Annotated in this window: 14 protein-coding genes; 5 read left to right on the top strand and 9 right to left on the bottom strand. The window is 55.0% G+C overall.

Annotated elements, in window-relative coordinates; all coding sequences use genetic code 11:
- Nucleotides 1-3: 3 nt before the first annotated feature.
- Entirely contained in the window at nt 4-1,188 is a 1,185-nt protein-coding gene (locus tag ACFIOZ_RS05765) for an efflux RND transporter periplasmic adaptor subunit (protein WP_386082739.1), read from the bottom strand.
- A gap of 453 nt (nt 1,189-1,641) precedes the next feature.
- On the opposite strand from ACFIOZ_RS05765, the gene ACFIOZ_RS05760 reads away from it, so the two are divergent.
- Entirely contained in the window at nt 1,642-2,601 is a 960-nt protein-coding gene (locus ACFIOZ_RS05760) for an AraC family transcriptional regulator (RefSeq protein ID WP_386082738.1), read from the top strand.
- Nucleotides 2,602-3,007: 406 nt separating this feature from the next.
- Entirely contained in the window at nt 3,008-3,574 is a 567-nt protein-coding gene (locus tag ACFIOZ_RS05755; RefSeq protein ID WP_386082737.1) for a manganese efflux pump MntP family protein, read from the top strand.
- A gap of 191 nt (nt 3,575-3,765) precedes the next feature.
- On the opposite strand, the gene ACFIOZ_RS05750 is transcribed toward ACFIOZ_RS05755, so the two are convergent.
- The gene (locus ACFIOZ_RS05750) at nt 3,766-4,701 is read right to left on the bottom strand and encodes an AraC family transcriptional regulator (protein ID WP_386082736.1); all 936 of its coding nucleotides are present in this window, start codon (nt 4,699-4,701) and stop codon (nt 3,766-3,768) included.
- A 112-nt stretch (nt 4,702-4,813) separates the two neighbouring features.
- Here ACFIOZ_RS05750 and ACFIOZ_RS05745 point away from each other — a divergent pair, with 112 nt between their 5' ends.
- A complete protein-coding gene (locus ACFIOZ_RS05745; protein WP_386082735.1) occupies nt 4,814-6,031 on the top strand; it encodes an MFS transporter in 1,218 nt (405 codons plus the stop codon).
- 243 nt (nt 6,032-6,274) lie between these two features.
- On the opposite strand, the gene ACFIOZ_RS05740 is transcribed toward ACFIOZ_RS05745, so the two are convergent.
- From ACFIOZ_RS05740 to ACFIOZ_RS05710, 7 genes are all read right to left on the bottom strand, one after another.
- Complete coding sequence (locus ACFIOZ_RS05740; protein WP_386082734.1) at nt 6,275-7,039, bottom strand: SDR family oxidoreductase; 765 nt, start codon at nt 7,037-7,039, stop codon at nt 6,275-6,277.
- A 363-nt stretch (nt 7,040-7,402) separates the two neighbouring features.
- Nucleotides 7,403-8,086: a DUF899 domain-containing protein gene (locus ACFIOZ_RS05735; RefSeq protein WP_386082733.1), complete on the bottom strand. Its 684-nt coding sequence runs from the start codon at nt 8,084-8,086 to the stop codon at nt 7,403-7,405.
- Between the two features lie 21 nt (nt 8,087-8,107).
- Nucleotides 8,108-8,404: a glutathione binding-like protein gene (locus ACFIOZ_RS05730; protein WP_386082732.1), complete on the bottom strand. Its 297-nt coding sequence runs from the start codon at nt 8,402-8,404 to the stop codon at nt 8,108-8,110.
- Nucleotides 8,398-8,652 (bottom strand): aminoglycoside adenylyltransferase domain-containing protein, encoded by a 255-nt coding sequence (locus tag ACFIOZ_RS05725; protein WP_386082731.1) that lies wholly within the window; start codon nt 8,650-8,652, stop codon nt 8,398-8,400. Before ACFIOZ_RS05725 ends, ACFIOZ_RS05730 begins: the two co-directional genes overlap by 7 nt.
- 112 nt (nt 8,653-8,764) lie before the next feature.
- The gene (locus ACFIOZ_RS05720; protein ID WP_386082730.1) at nt 8,765-9,169 is read right to left on the bottom strand and encodes a VOC family protein; all 405 of its coding nucleotides are present in this window, start codon (nt 9,167-9,169) and stop codon (nt 8,765-8,767) included.
- A gap of 185 nt (nt 9,170-9,354) precedes the next feature.
- Nucleotides 9,355-9,645 (bottom strand): hypothetical protein, encoded by a 291-nt coding sequence (locus tag ACFIOZ_RS05715; protein WP_386082729.1) that lies wholly within the window; start codon nt 9,643-9,645, stop codon nt 9,355-9,357.
- A gap of 170 nt (nt 9,646-9,815) precedes the next feature.
- The gene (locus ACFIOZ_RS05710; protein ID WP_386082728.1) at nt 9,816-10,199 is read right to left on the bottom strand and encodes a DUF6559 family protein; all 384 of its coding nucleotides are present in this window, start codon (nt 10,197-10,199) and stop codon (nt 9,816-9,818) included.
- A gap of 526 nt (nt 10,200-10,725) precedes the next feature.
- Between ACFIOZ_RS05710 and ACFIOZ_RS05705 the strand changes: the two genes are divergently transcribed.
- On the top strand, nt 10,726-11,589 hold the full coding sequence (locus ACFIOZ_RS05705; protein WP_386082727.1) for an SDR family oxidoreductase: 864 nt from the start codon (nt 10,726-10,728) through the stop codon (nt 11,587-11,589).
- Between the two features lie 37 nt (nt 11,590-11,626).
- Nucleotides 11,627-12,874, top strand: coding sequence for an AGE family epimerase/isomerase (locus ACFIOZ_RS05700; RefSeq protein WP_386082726.1), 1,248 nt, complete (start codon nt 11,627-11,629; stop codon nt 12,872-12,874).
- The last annotated feature ends 237 nt before the right edge of the window (nt 12,875-13,111 follow it).

Below are 13,111 nucleotides of genomic sequence, written 5' to 3'. Positions count from 1 at the left end.
GGTCTAGTCCTCCCTGGCAGCAATGGCGGGTTGGGCGTCAGCAGCCGGAGCGGCGGGCACCGTTTGAGGGCTCACTTCCATGCCCGGCATAAAGACTTTTTGCACCCCGTTGACGATCACCCGGTCGCCAGCGGAGAGCCCTTCGCTGATAACCATGCGTTCGTCCACCTGGCGCCCGGTGGCGACCTGGCGTCGCTCGGTCAGGTTATTCTCATCCACCACATAGACGTAGCGGCGATCCTGGTCGGTCAGAACCGCCTTGCGATCCACCAGCAGTGCCTGCTCCAACCGGGCTACCGGCATTTCGACGCGCGCAAACTCCCCAGGACGAATGCGACCATCGGGATTGGCAAGCAGCGCCCGAAATTGCAGGGTGCCCGTGTTAGGGTTCAAACGGTTGTCGATAAAGTCCAGGGTGCCCGTGAAGTGCCGCGTGGCGTCGCCACCCAGTTCGATCTGCAGGCTGTTCGGCTCCTCTCCAATCAGTAGTGCATGGCTGGCAAACGCGGCCTGCTCGTCCGCCTCGAAGTAGACGTGGATCGGATCGATGGTGACCAGCGTGGTCAACAGGCTCTGGTCAGCGTTGGCCAGGTTACCGCGAGTAACCATCGCCCGGCCGGCACGGCCGCTAACAGGTGCTGTAATGCGGGTGTATTCAAGATCAAGCTCGGCGGTCTGCAACGCAGCCTCGGCGGCATCGACCATGGCACGAGCGTTACTCAGGGCCGATTGACGCTGATCATGTACCTCCTGGGAAATAGCCTGGCGCCCCAGTAACACACGGGCACGCTCGGCTTCGCTTCCAGCCTGGGCCAGTTGGCTCCTGGCTTGGGCAAGCTCAGCCTGGGCGGCGCCGACCCGCGCCTGATAGGGCCGAGGATCGATCTGGAACAGCAGATCTCCCTGCTCCACCAGCTCGCCCTCCTCGAACGCCACTTCCTCAATATAGCCGCTGACTCTGGGCCTTAGCTCAACCGTTTCAGCCGCTTCTACCCGCCCGGTGAAAGACTCACTCAACATGACCGGTTGAGCAACGATATTCACCACGTCGACGTCTGGCGGCGGTGGTGGCGCAGTCGCTGCCTCCTCGCTCTTGGCTTCACATCCCGCCAGCAAAGCCATTAACAGCAAAAACGGGAGGATCCCCCGGCCACTTGTTGTGCGAGCTCTTTGATTCAAACTTCCCATGATGACTTGCTCCAATGGCTACCGGAAACCGATAGCAGCGTTGGTGATCTATTTCGTACCGCGTGAGCGGTCAGCTTTTATCTAGTCGCTTGAGTAGCGCCAGAATCGACAGTGGTGTTGTTATAGTAAGGAGGGCTGGCGGACTGACAGGGTCGAGCTGAATGCGAAACACCTACCAGAGAATGCTTACCATAGGGTGTGCGGGGACGAAGAGGGTATCGGGTTCCTGCGAGAAGATTGCCTAATTCTGTCGTGAGGTGTGAAAGGCTTCACTTGGTAGGGTCTTTGAATCGTCATGCTGTTTCGATGTTCAAGCACCATGACCGTTTGGTGACAGCTGGCACGGGTTGCCGGTTTCTACGCGGTGCTTGCCTGATTCTGCAAAATCAATTGAAAAAGCCTCCGATTTACCCAGCGAAGGCATATACTGCGAACGACTAGGGAGGAGAGCCATTGACCACTATCTTGCCTGAGCAGATTGTCCAGCTCAGCGACAACCTGTCGCAACAGTTGATCAGCGTTGCCCGTCGCTGGAGCCCGCTTGAGGAGCTTCAGGATACGGCGATTGCCGAGGTGCAACTGGTGCGTGCAGATTCTGCCACTAGCTACTGCTCAGCAGTCTATGAACCGTGTATCTGCTTTGTCATTCAAGGTAGCAAGACCGTGCAGTTGGGCGACAAGGAGATCGTCTACAGTGGGCCGAGTTATATGGCAAGCGCCATTCACCTACCGGTGCTAGGCAGGATTGACCACGCGACCCCTGAGCAGCCCTACCTGGCGGTCAAAGTCTCGGTGGATCCCCAAGAGGTGGCCGGGCTGATACTGGAGCTAGGCGATAAGGCACCGCCTGAGGGTAATGAAGCCATCTGCTCTGAGATAGACTGTGGTCTTAGCTCGGCGCCCATGGATGTACGTATGCAGGAAGCGCTTTACCGACTGCTGAGTCTGCTGGACTCCCCGGAAGATATAAAGGTGCTTTCGCCGCTGGCCCGGCGTGAGCTGATCTACCGTGCGCTGATGGGAGGGCTGGGTCCACGCATGCGCCGATTCGCTGCCACGGATTCCCAGGCTAACCGGATCGCGCGGGTCATCTATACCCTCAAGGAGAACTTCACCCAGCCTCTGCGTATCCGCGAGCTGGCAGCCACTGCCAATATGAGCGAATCGACGCTGTACCACAGCTTCCGCGAAGTCACTCGCATGTCGCCGCTCCAGTTTCAGAAAAAGTTGCGCCTACACGAAGCCCGGCGACTGATGCTGGCCGAGGGGCTGGAAGCGGCCACCGCCAGCTACCGGGTGGGTTACGAAAGCCCCTCCCACTTCAGCCGCGAATATAGCCGCATGTTTGGCGCCCCGCCGCGGGCTGATGTTAGCCAGTTGCGTGGCGCTCGAGCGACGCCGCTGCCCGCCTAGGCTTTGAACGTACACTGTCTTCGCGATTGGCACCTGTTCATTTCCCTACCCGCCAGCTTACGGCGTACAAACTGTAAAGCTCTTAAGTTAAAACCATATAAAACTTTTAATAAGCCCAGAACTTAAAAAAGCCACTCCACAAAACCAAAAAAAACAATAAAGCTTTTCAAAAAACCATTAATAACATATTAAAACCAAGAAAATAAGCTAACACAGACATTGTTAGCCAAGGCTATATTAGTTCACCAACCCAAACTTTATTTTTAAACTTCCGCCTTGTTTGTTTAATAAATCATGGTAGGATTCATCGCTATTGAATACCCGACCGTTTCACTCAAGCATAGCGTTCCCGCTCTGTAGACGAGTAGATATCGCGGTACTTTCCCAGCGAGCGAGTTTATATTCCATGACGCCGATTGCCTTAATATTCCTGGCCGTTTCCATGTCGGCGGATGCCTTTGCCGCTTCTATCAGCAAAGGCGCAGAGCTAACCAAGCCCCGGTTCCGCCACGCTATTGGCATTGGCCTGGTATTCGGCATTATCGAGGCAATTACACCTGTTCTTGGCTGGGTAGCAGGAAAGGCCTCACAGCAGTACGTGCAAGCCTGGGATCACTGGGTGGCCTTTACCCTGCTTTCCGCCATAGGCCTGCATATGATTTACGCCGGGCTCAAAAAAGAAGACAAAATAGAGAATCGTCAACAAACGCTCTGGCTACTGGTACTCACTGCAACGGCCACCAGCCTGGATGCCATGGCCGTTGGCGCCAGCCTTGCCTTTATTGATGCCAGTATTATCGCTACCAGCCTTGCTATCGGCCTCGCTACTACGGTAATGGCCTCTATCGGCACGCTGCTGGGTCATAAACTCGGTAAGTTTGTTGGCCACTGGGCGGAGCTTATCGGTGGTATTGTGTTAATCGGGATTGGCTTAGCGGTGCTGGCAGAGCACACGGCTTTTTTTAATGCTTAGCCAGCAATTTATAACCTTGATCCCTTTTAAACTTGGAAGCCCGTCTTAATCAATACAAGCGCCAAAACGGTGACGCCACTTAGTGCGGCGGCCATATTTATACCTTGCGTAAAAGCAGACTGTGCTTGCTCAAGTATCTTATCGGGAAGCCGTTCAGCAACTCACCGGGTATTGAAGCAAAAATTTAACCATCACGCGGTCTCTGCTTCACGTGCCTCACTCGGTGGGTGTCCAATAATGCGTTTGAACGCACGACTGAATGAGGCTTCGGAGTCATAGCCAAGCCGGTTCGCGGCCACGGCAATGCGCATATTGTCCCGCGCTATCCACTGTCGAGCCTGAAACATCTTTACCCGCGCCACATACTTGGCAGGAGACACACCTAACATCCGGCTGAACTTATCGTTAAAGCTTGAGCGCGAAGCCCCCATAACATCCGCTAACTCGGCGACTGACCAATCGCGCTCCGGTTGGGTATGGATAGCTGCCAGCACCTTGCCTAGCTGAGGGCAGCGCACGGCTGCAATCCAACCGCTGGAGTCGTCGCTGCAGGCGCACTCAATCCAAGCGCGAATAATACTGGCGGCCAGCACATCGGCCAAACGGGCAAGTATGCCGCAGGCACCGATCCGATCCAGACTAATCTCTCGCTCCATTGCCTCCAGCAAGGCAGGTACCGATGGGTCACGTTTCGCCAGATCGCTTGCGCGCATCATGTCAGGCATCATCGCGATCAGTGGATGTAGCGGGTCGAGATTGAAGTGCATGGCACCACAGAAAAGCACATCCGGCTCAATATCACCCTCTTTGGACTCACTGTTCACCAGATAAATATTCTCAGAGACTGGCCTACGAGCCAACGTAGCCTTATCCACTGCAGGCACGTCCTGCGAGCTGGCCATTCCGTGGGACGCTCCACGCGGAAAGAGCACCGCATCGCCAGCGTTCAGGTATGTCCACTCGGTTGTCTCGGTGCGCAACCAGCACCCGCCTTGAGCCACAAAATGAAAATGTGCTGCTGGCTGGGCAGAGGTTGCGACGGCCCAAGGGGCGCGCAGTAGGCAGCGCCCATACTCCACGCCCTCAAGACGCAAGCCGAGCAGAATTTCAGTTAAGGTGTCGCGCATGTTAATGGACTCGATTTGGACAAATAGTCATGCTTTATGGATTTTACATCATAGAAAAGCCAAACCCTTAATTTTACACTGCAGCTTCAACTAACACTTTAGTAGGCATGCAATGAACAACACCACTTGCTCCGCCAGCCAGTCGTTACTAACAGCATCGCCCACCGCTGAACCCGCCCCAGCCAATTGGATGGGTATTGTTAGCCTCGCGCTGGGGGTTTTTGGTTTAGTGACTGCCGAATTTTTACCGGCCAGCCTGCTGACGGCCATGGCAGCAGACCTCAATATTTCCGTTGGCGCCGCGGGTCAGGCGGTTACGGCTACCGCTGCGGTCGCTGCGCTTGCCGCGCTTACACTCCCCCTCCTGACCCGCAATTTTGATCGCAGGTTTGTGCTGCTTGGTTTATCGCTGCTGCTCGTCGTTTCCAACACCCTGGCGGCAACGGCGAATAGCTTTTTGGTATTAATTATTGCTCGAGTATTGCTGGGAATTGCCTTGGGGGGGTTCTGGTCGATGGCCGCCGCGATGGCCATGCGCATGGTGCCCGACAATCTGTTCGCACGCGCCATGTCTATTGTTCTGACGGGCGTATCTGTCGCGACTGTTTGTGCCGCGCCTCTGGGCGCCTATATTGGTGGTCTCTGGGGGTGGCGCAGTGCGTTTATTGCCGCTAGTTGCCTTAGTCTGGTGACGCTCGTGACTCAGCTTTTCGCCATTCCCGCCATGCCGCCAAAAGACAACCCGAGCCTGCGCATTCTCTTCCAGCTGCTTAAACGCACGCAGGTTCGCGTTGTGCTACTAGCCGTAGTGCTGATGATTTCAGGCCATTTTGCCGGATTTACCTACATACGGCCGCTCCTTGAAGAGGTGGCACAACTATCCGTTAGTGCAATCTCTGCGGTACTGCTCGGCTTTGGCATTGGTGGTTTTTTTGGCAATTTCGCCGGTGCATTTATCGCTGAGCGTAGCGAGCGCAATGCCATTATCTTTGGCGGGGCACTCATTATTGCGATCACCATTACACTACTGTTCGCGGGCAGTCTGGCCAGCGTTACTGCCGTATCTATCGCATTGTGGGGATTTGCTTTCGGCGCTTTTCCAATCGGGTTTCAAACCTGGATAGTTCGTGCTGCACCGGATCAAGTTGAAGCTGCAGGGGGTTTGATAGTTGCAGCCTTTCAGGTTGCTATCGCCAGTGGCGCCATAGGCGGTGGTATATTAGTGGATTACCTCGGCGCTTTAGGTGGGCCGCTATTAGCCCTGATCACTACCAGCCTGGGAACACTGCTTGTGCTGTCGTTTGGGCCACGCTCAAAACGCCCGGCCTGATAGTAAGAGAGCCGGGGACAGCGAAGCTGCCCGGCTCTTCTGTTGACGAGACCACCCAGTGGGCAGGCGTGACTCAATCAGGGGGTGACGCCGGCCCGTTGTGTCATAATTTTTACCCTGGCAATTAACAGCACTCCAATTTAAAGGGGCAGTCCACTCCTCTGGAGCGGACTGCCTGTCGCCATGTACGGATGATAGCTCATGGCCTCTAAATCTGATTACAACCAGAGTGGGGCCCTATCTTCAGACACGATTTATTGACACCCCACCATCTACTAACAACGCAGACCCTGTCGTAAAGCTGGAGGCATCAGAAGCCAGGTAGAGTGCAGATTGGGCAATTTCTTCAGGCTTTGCCGTTCGCTTCATTGCATGTAGGTTGGCTACGAATGCTAATGCTTCGGGGGTGTTAGCAAACTCTCTGGCTGCAGCAGTATCCGTTCCGCCCGGTAGTAATGCATTCACTCGAATGTTGTGAGAACCATATTCGCAAGCAAGGACTTGCGTCAGTCCAATTAGCCCCGCTTTACTGGATGCATAAGCCGCCATCCCAGGCATTCCAGCAGTATGGCCAACAAAGGTCGACGTGAAAATTAACGAGCCACCGCCAGCCGAGCGCATGGCAGGTAGTTGATACTTAGCTGCCAGAAAGGCGCTCGTTAAATTGGTCGTGATTACCTGATCCCAATCGGCCAATGACATCTCGGGCACTGGCCCCATCGCGCCTAAAATGCCTGCGTTGTTAAATGCTACGTCTAGTTGACCAAACCGCGAGAGCGTCTCATCAACGAGCTTTTTGGCGAAATACTCATCACCTACATCGCCAGCAACTGCTAACGCTTGGCCGCCCTCCTCTTTTATGGCATCCACCAGCGTATCCAGCTCTGACGCTCTTCTGGCCGCGACCACTACAGTAGCCCCCTCCTTAGCGAAAAGCCGGGCAGTCGCTCTGCCAATACCTGCGCTGGCACCAGTAACAATGGCGACTTTATTTTCGAGTGCACCCATCTTTGTGACCTCCATCACTGTTCAGAGATAGGGAGAGCCCCCCATCAACAGCGAAGATCATAAGAAGCCGCTTACCTGGTGCCGACCCGAAACTTGCTAGATTTCGTTGAGACGCTAGTGCTATGCAAACTGGTTGTTGTTGGTGCTTGTTGGGGTACCCTTGTATTCCCGATCATCGGCATAGCCATCGTAAAAGATATTTGTGTAGCTAAGAGCGAGAAGCAGGCGCTTGATTGATGTAGCAATTAAGATGAAAAGTAACCAGGCAAACTAGAAGAGATCCGGAGCAACAAAGGTTTGCCGCAGCTGATGAGAATAATCTGAATCACCATTCAGCAACCCTCCAAGCGAGTTTCCTGATGATTAAGTGTCATACTCGTCATGGCGGCGGTTCCATTCATACGGTTTAGTCTGAGGCCAGCCTTCTTGGGAGTCTTCCCACGTTTCCTGGCGACCATACGGTGTTAAATCCAGGTACGTCCAGAAGCTACCTAAATATTCGACGCCACGCGCCCCGGTAAAATAAGTGCGATATATGTCGTCTCCGTCGCGGAGAAATACGCTGGCGCCGTGCCTTTCTCCCTCCGCTGTCGTCACCCCAAAATCATAATTAAAGTCGCTTTCAAAAGAGGAGTACCAGGGAATCGTCCAACCCATACGCGTTTTGTACTGCTGAATTTTCTCTAAGGGAGCGCGTGACACCATCACCAGCGAGGTATCACGCGCATGCAGGTGGGCCGGGTGAGTCATGGCGTCAGCAACCCACGAACACCCGTCGCACCCCGCTTTCCATTCAGGCGCGTACATAAAGTGATAAACAATGAGTTGACGACGCCCAGCGAACAATTCGAGCAAAGATATAGGGCCTTCGTCGCCATGGAATTCATAGTTTTTGTCTACTTTCACCATGGGTAGCTTTCTACGCTCAGCGCTCAAGGCATCGCGTGCTCGGGTCAACGCTTTCTCTTTTATAAGAAGCTGATCCAGCGCTAATTCCCACTCTTCTGAAGATACGATACTTGGTAGCGGCTGTTTAGTGGTTGCCATTACCCCACTCTCCTATGTATTTCATGAGTGACTTCGCGTCGCACCAGCACTAAGGGTCTTAGCCAAGACGGTAAAGGCTACTGACACGGCCAAGCGGCGATTGTAAGCATCAAGGCATTTATGCCACGCTGGCCGGTCGCGGCAGCGCGTTAAGCCGGAAATCACATTCGGGAATATATCTAGAAGGTTTGTATGCGGTACCTGACTTAATGCAGCAACCACGAGAATGTCTGCATAGGTGAACTGGTCGCCAAGCAAATAACAATGGCGCCTAATTCGAAAATAATAACGCAGTGATGAATGAACTGCTTTCAGCAATATTCATTCTGATCGTCGGAACCTTCTCGCTGCCAGATACCAAGACACGCCTCACAAGATTTTCGCAGACAACAGGTGAGCGCCTTGCCCTCCCACTGCTTCTCCTCCCATCGATCCTCAATATTTCCGAGGTAACCTTGCTTAGCGTAGTCCAATAAAGCTGAGTGTTCCTTTGCTAGTTGGCCTTTTGCCCACTCAGCCGCGACATCTTTTGAAGCAATATCACCCGTTGCTGCCGTTAGCCCCACACAACAGCAGGCTCTTAACGACCGCCTGTTTCAGAACAATCGCTAGGTAGGGTTCAGCCGACCTCGTAACGCCCAATGAAACCCGGAACGCGTTGTAGTCATGTACAGGGGATTATTCAGCATGATCGTAACCGCCTTCAGCAAACACTAGTAGGCAGAACCCATTGCCAAATGGATCGCTCATTGTCGCCAGCATCCCCCAATCAAAAGATTTGATTCCTCCTTCTTGGACAGCACCCACCGAAACTGCCTGCTCGACTGCTGCGTCAATATCTTCAACAATGAAATCCAGATGTACTGGCGTCCAGTGCCGCCTGTAATCACGTTGGAGAGAGATCCCTGGGGCCGCAATGCTCGCATCAGGCTGCTCAATCAGGTAAATGGAGGCAGGCCCTCCCCCCATTTCTGCAACCGTACCGCCAAATAGCTGCCGCATGAGCTGCAAACCGAGCCCGTTCTCGTAGAAGGTAATTGCTTTCCCCATGTCCTCTACATCAATGTTTACGATGAATTGCATTCTTCCCCCTCAATTATCTGCACGATTCTTGAGCTCACCTATGACCGTCAACACCATGTTACCCAGCGAAAACCCGTAGGTAACCAGCAACGTCAAGCCAATGACGCCCACATATTAGCGAACCAAGCTAGCCCAATAATGGCCCGGCCAAGCGTTGTTTCTGTGCACGAACAGCGCTGAATATATTAACCAGGGTACCCACACGGTAGACACAGGCCTTTTTCAGCTATCCATCCACTGATCCAGTGCTGAGTCCTGCCATCGTGATCCGGATCAATCCAGGGCTGGCTAGCAAGAGCCTTGATGGGTGCCCCTGGTGTCAAATTGAGGCTTCGGTGTCCATAGATAGCTTGTCCAATAGCGGTCAGCGGTCGCCAAATCAGATTTTCAGGGGGAGCGTTGGATGGACGGATGGCGACGTCAGCTTCTCGGCGCGTCAGATTGAACAGCTGGTTGGATACGGCGACATCCAGCACGATGCCAGGATATTTATGCTGAAACTGCGTGAACAGAGGAGAGCGCTATCCCATCAACAAAGAGTCCGTTGTGGTAGCCCAAATTTCCCCACTCGGCTCCAAGTGCGTCCGGCGACTTGTTGATCTTGAGCGCAAGTTCGTCGACCACTGGGCCGAGCTTGTCGGCGGCGTTATGGTGAGCTATCTCCTCCACCGCCCGAGCAATCGATGCTAGACGTATCACCTCCAAAACTCGCTGACGCTGCTATTACGCTTGAACAGTTGAAGTCAGTGCTACCTGAAAAGTAGGCACCGCCCACCTCTTCACGCAGTTTTTCATAGCTGAAATTTTCATGTATTTCGCTCTGATAAGCGACAAACTCTGGATGATTGGTATACATCGCCAGCGCATAGTGCTGATGCTGGCTATTTAGCCCCGCGCGCTCAATACTCCGCCTTACCTGCAGCTGCGTATAATACTCCTGGCGTCCATAACCGTTGACCAAAACGTTAGGCAGTTTCTCTATGTAGCCTTTAATAGCGCGCTTCTTCTTGAAGTTATCGAATAGTCCCACCCTTAACCTCCGTTCTTTAATAAATACCAGGGAACCTCTGGTTAACTACTACGCTACATGCTTCCCTCCTGGTTATTGTCTATGGCAGTCCAAGTAAACTTTACCTGACCAAAGCTTTAAAAAAACCAGGATTTTAATAAGTTTAATTTCCTATAAACCTGAAATGAGCGGAGAGCGACTCGTCAGCGCTATTCTCAATCCTACGGCGCACCGGCGAAGTCCAGCAATGGTAACAGCGCTAGGCCCGCCCGAGCTGGCGCCTGGCCGGGGCCCAGGTTTCTAGCTATGTTTCGACTGTCGGCAACCGCACGTACTCCGGAACCCTTTCCTTGAGCAAGGTGATGTGTTCAGGCTGCATTAACTCGTAGTGGTCGGGAATATCCAGACAGACTAACCTCTTCCCCTTGAGCAACGCTCCACTATAGCCTTCCATCGATAAGCGACCTTGTGATGATGTAGATCAAAGTCTACGTTAGGTACAGGCACAGCCTGTTGTCGTGACTTCATATACCACATGGAGGTGAACATGGTCAGTAAGCCTAAGATCCACGCTCAAGCACAGACACTGCCCGGCAGCGAGGCCGCTATGAATCCAGCGGCCGAGATGATCCGAGACGGATACAAGGGCGCCGACAAACTCGCTGGCAAGGTCGCGCTAATCACTGGTGGCGATAGTGGTATCGGTCGTTCAGTGGCGATCCACTTTGCGCGCGAAGGGGCCGACGTGGCTATCGTCTATCTCAGCGAAACCGAGGACGCCAATGAAGCCAAGCGTTTGGTAGAAGCGGAAGGACGCCGCTGTCACCTGATCGAAGGTGACCTGTCGGATGCCAACTTCTGCCGTTTCTGCATCGCCGAGACGTTGGATAACCTGGGCGGGATCAATGTGCTGGTCAACAACGCCGGTACGCAGTGGGTTAGCGAAGATCTCACCGAGCTGCCCGATGAGCAGTGGCGTCGAATGTTCGAGGTCAATATGCACAGCCAGTTCTACCTCGCCAAGGCGGCGCTGCCGCACCTGAGCGAGGGTGACTCGATTATCAACACCGCCTCTATCAATGCCTATGTCGGCCCCGAAATTCTTGTCGATTACTCCGCTACCAAGGGCGCAATCATCAGCTTCACGCGTAGCCTGTCGAATCAAGTAGTAGGGCGCGGCATTCGTGTCAACGCCGTGGCGCCCGGCCCGGTCTGGACGCCGCTGCAGCCCGCCACCCTAGGCGCCCACGATTCACAGTGGCTGGAAGGCTTCGGTGAGGATACACCGATGGGCCGAGCCGGTCAGCCCAGCGAACTCGGCCCGGTCTTTGTGTTTCTGGCCAGCCAGGATGCTTCCTTCATCAGCGGTCAAACGATCCACCCAAACGGTGGCACCATCGTCAATGGCTGAGGCGAGATCCCACTTGATCACATAAGGCATGGCTGCGATGAACCACGACACCGGTCAAAAACCCCGGCGCTGGCTAAATAGTGCCACCCATCACCACTGGCTGACCCGCGAAGGGCTCGCATTGTTCGAATTTCATCGTCAGGCGCGTCTGGCCTCAGGCGGTTTTGCGGCGCTCGATGGAGACGGGCGTGTTCCCCACGGCGCCAGCGCCGACACCATGCTGACCGCACGTATGGCGCACAGTTGTGCTTTGGCGGCACTACAGGGCGTACCGGGCGCTGCTGCGCTCTCCGAACACGCGATTCTTGCGTTGGCAGGAAAACTCCGAGACGAGCAATACGGCGGCTGGTTCTGCGCCGACCCCGCCACCAGCGATGACCGCACTAAGCAGTGCTATACCCATCACTTCGTCGCCCTCGGCGCCGCCACTGCGACCCATGCCGACATTCCCGGCGCGGCGGCTCTGCTCGAAGAGGCCGTCGGGGTGATCAACACCCACTTCTGGTCGGCGGAGGAGCAGGCCTTCGTGGAGAGTTACAGCCAGGACTGGGGCCAACTGAGCGACTACCGCGGCGGCAACAGCAACATGCACGGCGTAGAGCTGTGCTTGGCGCTGGCCGAGGTGCGCGACGAACCGCTGTGGCTTAATCGCGCGCTGGGCATCGTCGAACGGCTGATTCACCGCCACGCAGCTCTCCGGGATTACCGCATCCTCGAGCATTTTCATGGCGACTGGTCGGAATGGCCGGAACACAATGCTGACCGCCCCGACGATGGCTTCTACCCCTATGGCGCCACACCGGGTCACGGTTTCGAATGGTCGCGCTTGATGCTGCACCTGGAGGCGGCGCTTGAATCTCGCAGCCGCGCAGCTCCTTCTTGGCTATTCACTGACGCCGCGGCGCTGTTTGATGCCAGCCTGCGTGACGGCTGGGCCACCGACGGCGCCCCGGGGCTAGTGTATACCGTGGACTGGGAGGGACGCCCAAACTCCCTGCGGCGTCGCCACTGGACTCACTGCGAAGCACTGGCCGCCGCTGCCGTGTTTCTTCAGCGCACTGGCGAAGCCTACTACGAGCGCTGGTATCAGCAGCTTTGGGATTTCGTCGACACCGCCTTTATTGATCGCGCACGGGGCGGCTGGCACCAGGAGTTGGACGGACAGCTGCGGCTTGATCCCGTCGAGGGCGACGTCAAGCCCGATCTTTATCACGCCTATCAGGCGACGCTGCTGCCACGGCTGCCCTTGGCGCCCAACTTGGCGCTGGCCGTCCAGCAACTGTAATAGCGCAACGCTCACATGAGGTGGTCGCCGAGCCAGGCCTCAGGTTCGCGTTTATCGAGCACGACATTAACGCTGCTACTGATTCACTTACTGCCGCCATCTCCTCCGCCACCCGAGCAATCAATAGTCGATTCTTTTCGCCGATTTTGCCTTGTCTGGCCTCCGCTCGCAGACTTTTCAGAAAAAACTAGTCATTGGCCTGGCGCTATGGGCAACTGTTTTCAACTTTCCCTGTGC

Source organism: Vreelandella sp. F11, assembly GCF_042466685.1.
Taxonomy (GTDB): Bacteria; Pseudomonadota; Gammaproteobacteria; order Pseudomonadales; family Halomonadaceae; genus Vreelandella.
This window is presented reverse-complemented; position numbering and strand designations above follow the sequence as displayed.

Coding starts and splice junctions, on each gene's coding strand:
- ACFIOZ_RS05745 (WP_386082735.1), top strand. CDS start 4,814: ATGAACAACACCACTTGCTCCGCCAGCCAGTCGTTACTAACAGCATCG.
- ACFIOZ_RS05720 (WP_386082730.1), bottom strand. CDS start 9,169: ATGCAATTCATCGTAAACATTGATGTAGAGGACATGGGGAAAGCAATT.
- ACFIOZ_RS05740 (WP_386082734.1), bottom strand. CDS start 7,039: ATGGGTGCACTCGAAAATAAAGTCGCCATTGTTACTGGTGCCAGCGCA.
- ACFIOZ_RS05735 (WP_386082733.1), bottom strand. CDS start 8,086: ATGGCAACCACTAAACAGCCGCTACCAAGTATCGTATCTTCAGAAGAG.
- ACFIOZ_RS05750 (WP_386082736.1), bottom strand. CDS start 4,701: ATGCGCGACACCTTAACTGAAATTCTGCTCGGCTTGCGTCTTGAGGGC.
- ACFIOZ_RS05700 (WP_386082726.1), top strand. CDS start 11,627: ATGAACCACGACACCGGTCAAAAACCCCGGCGCTGGCTAAATAGTGCC.
- ACFIOZ_RS05705 (WP_386082727.1), top strand. CDS start 10,726: ATGGTCAGTAAGCCTAAGATCCACGCTCAAGCACAGACACTGCCCGGC.
- ACFIOZ_RS05755 (WP_386082737.1), top strand. CDS start 3,008: ATGACGCCGATTGCCTTAATATTCCTGGCCGTTTCCATGTCGGCGGAT.
- ACFIOZ_RS05765 (WP_386082739.1), bottom strand. CDS start 1,188: ATGGGAAGTTTGAATCAAAGAGCTCGCACAACAAGTGGCCGGGGGATC.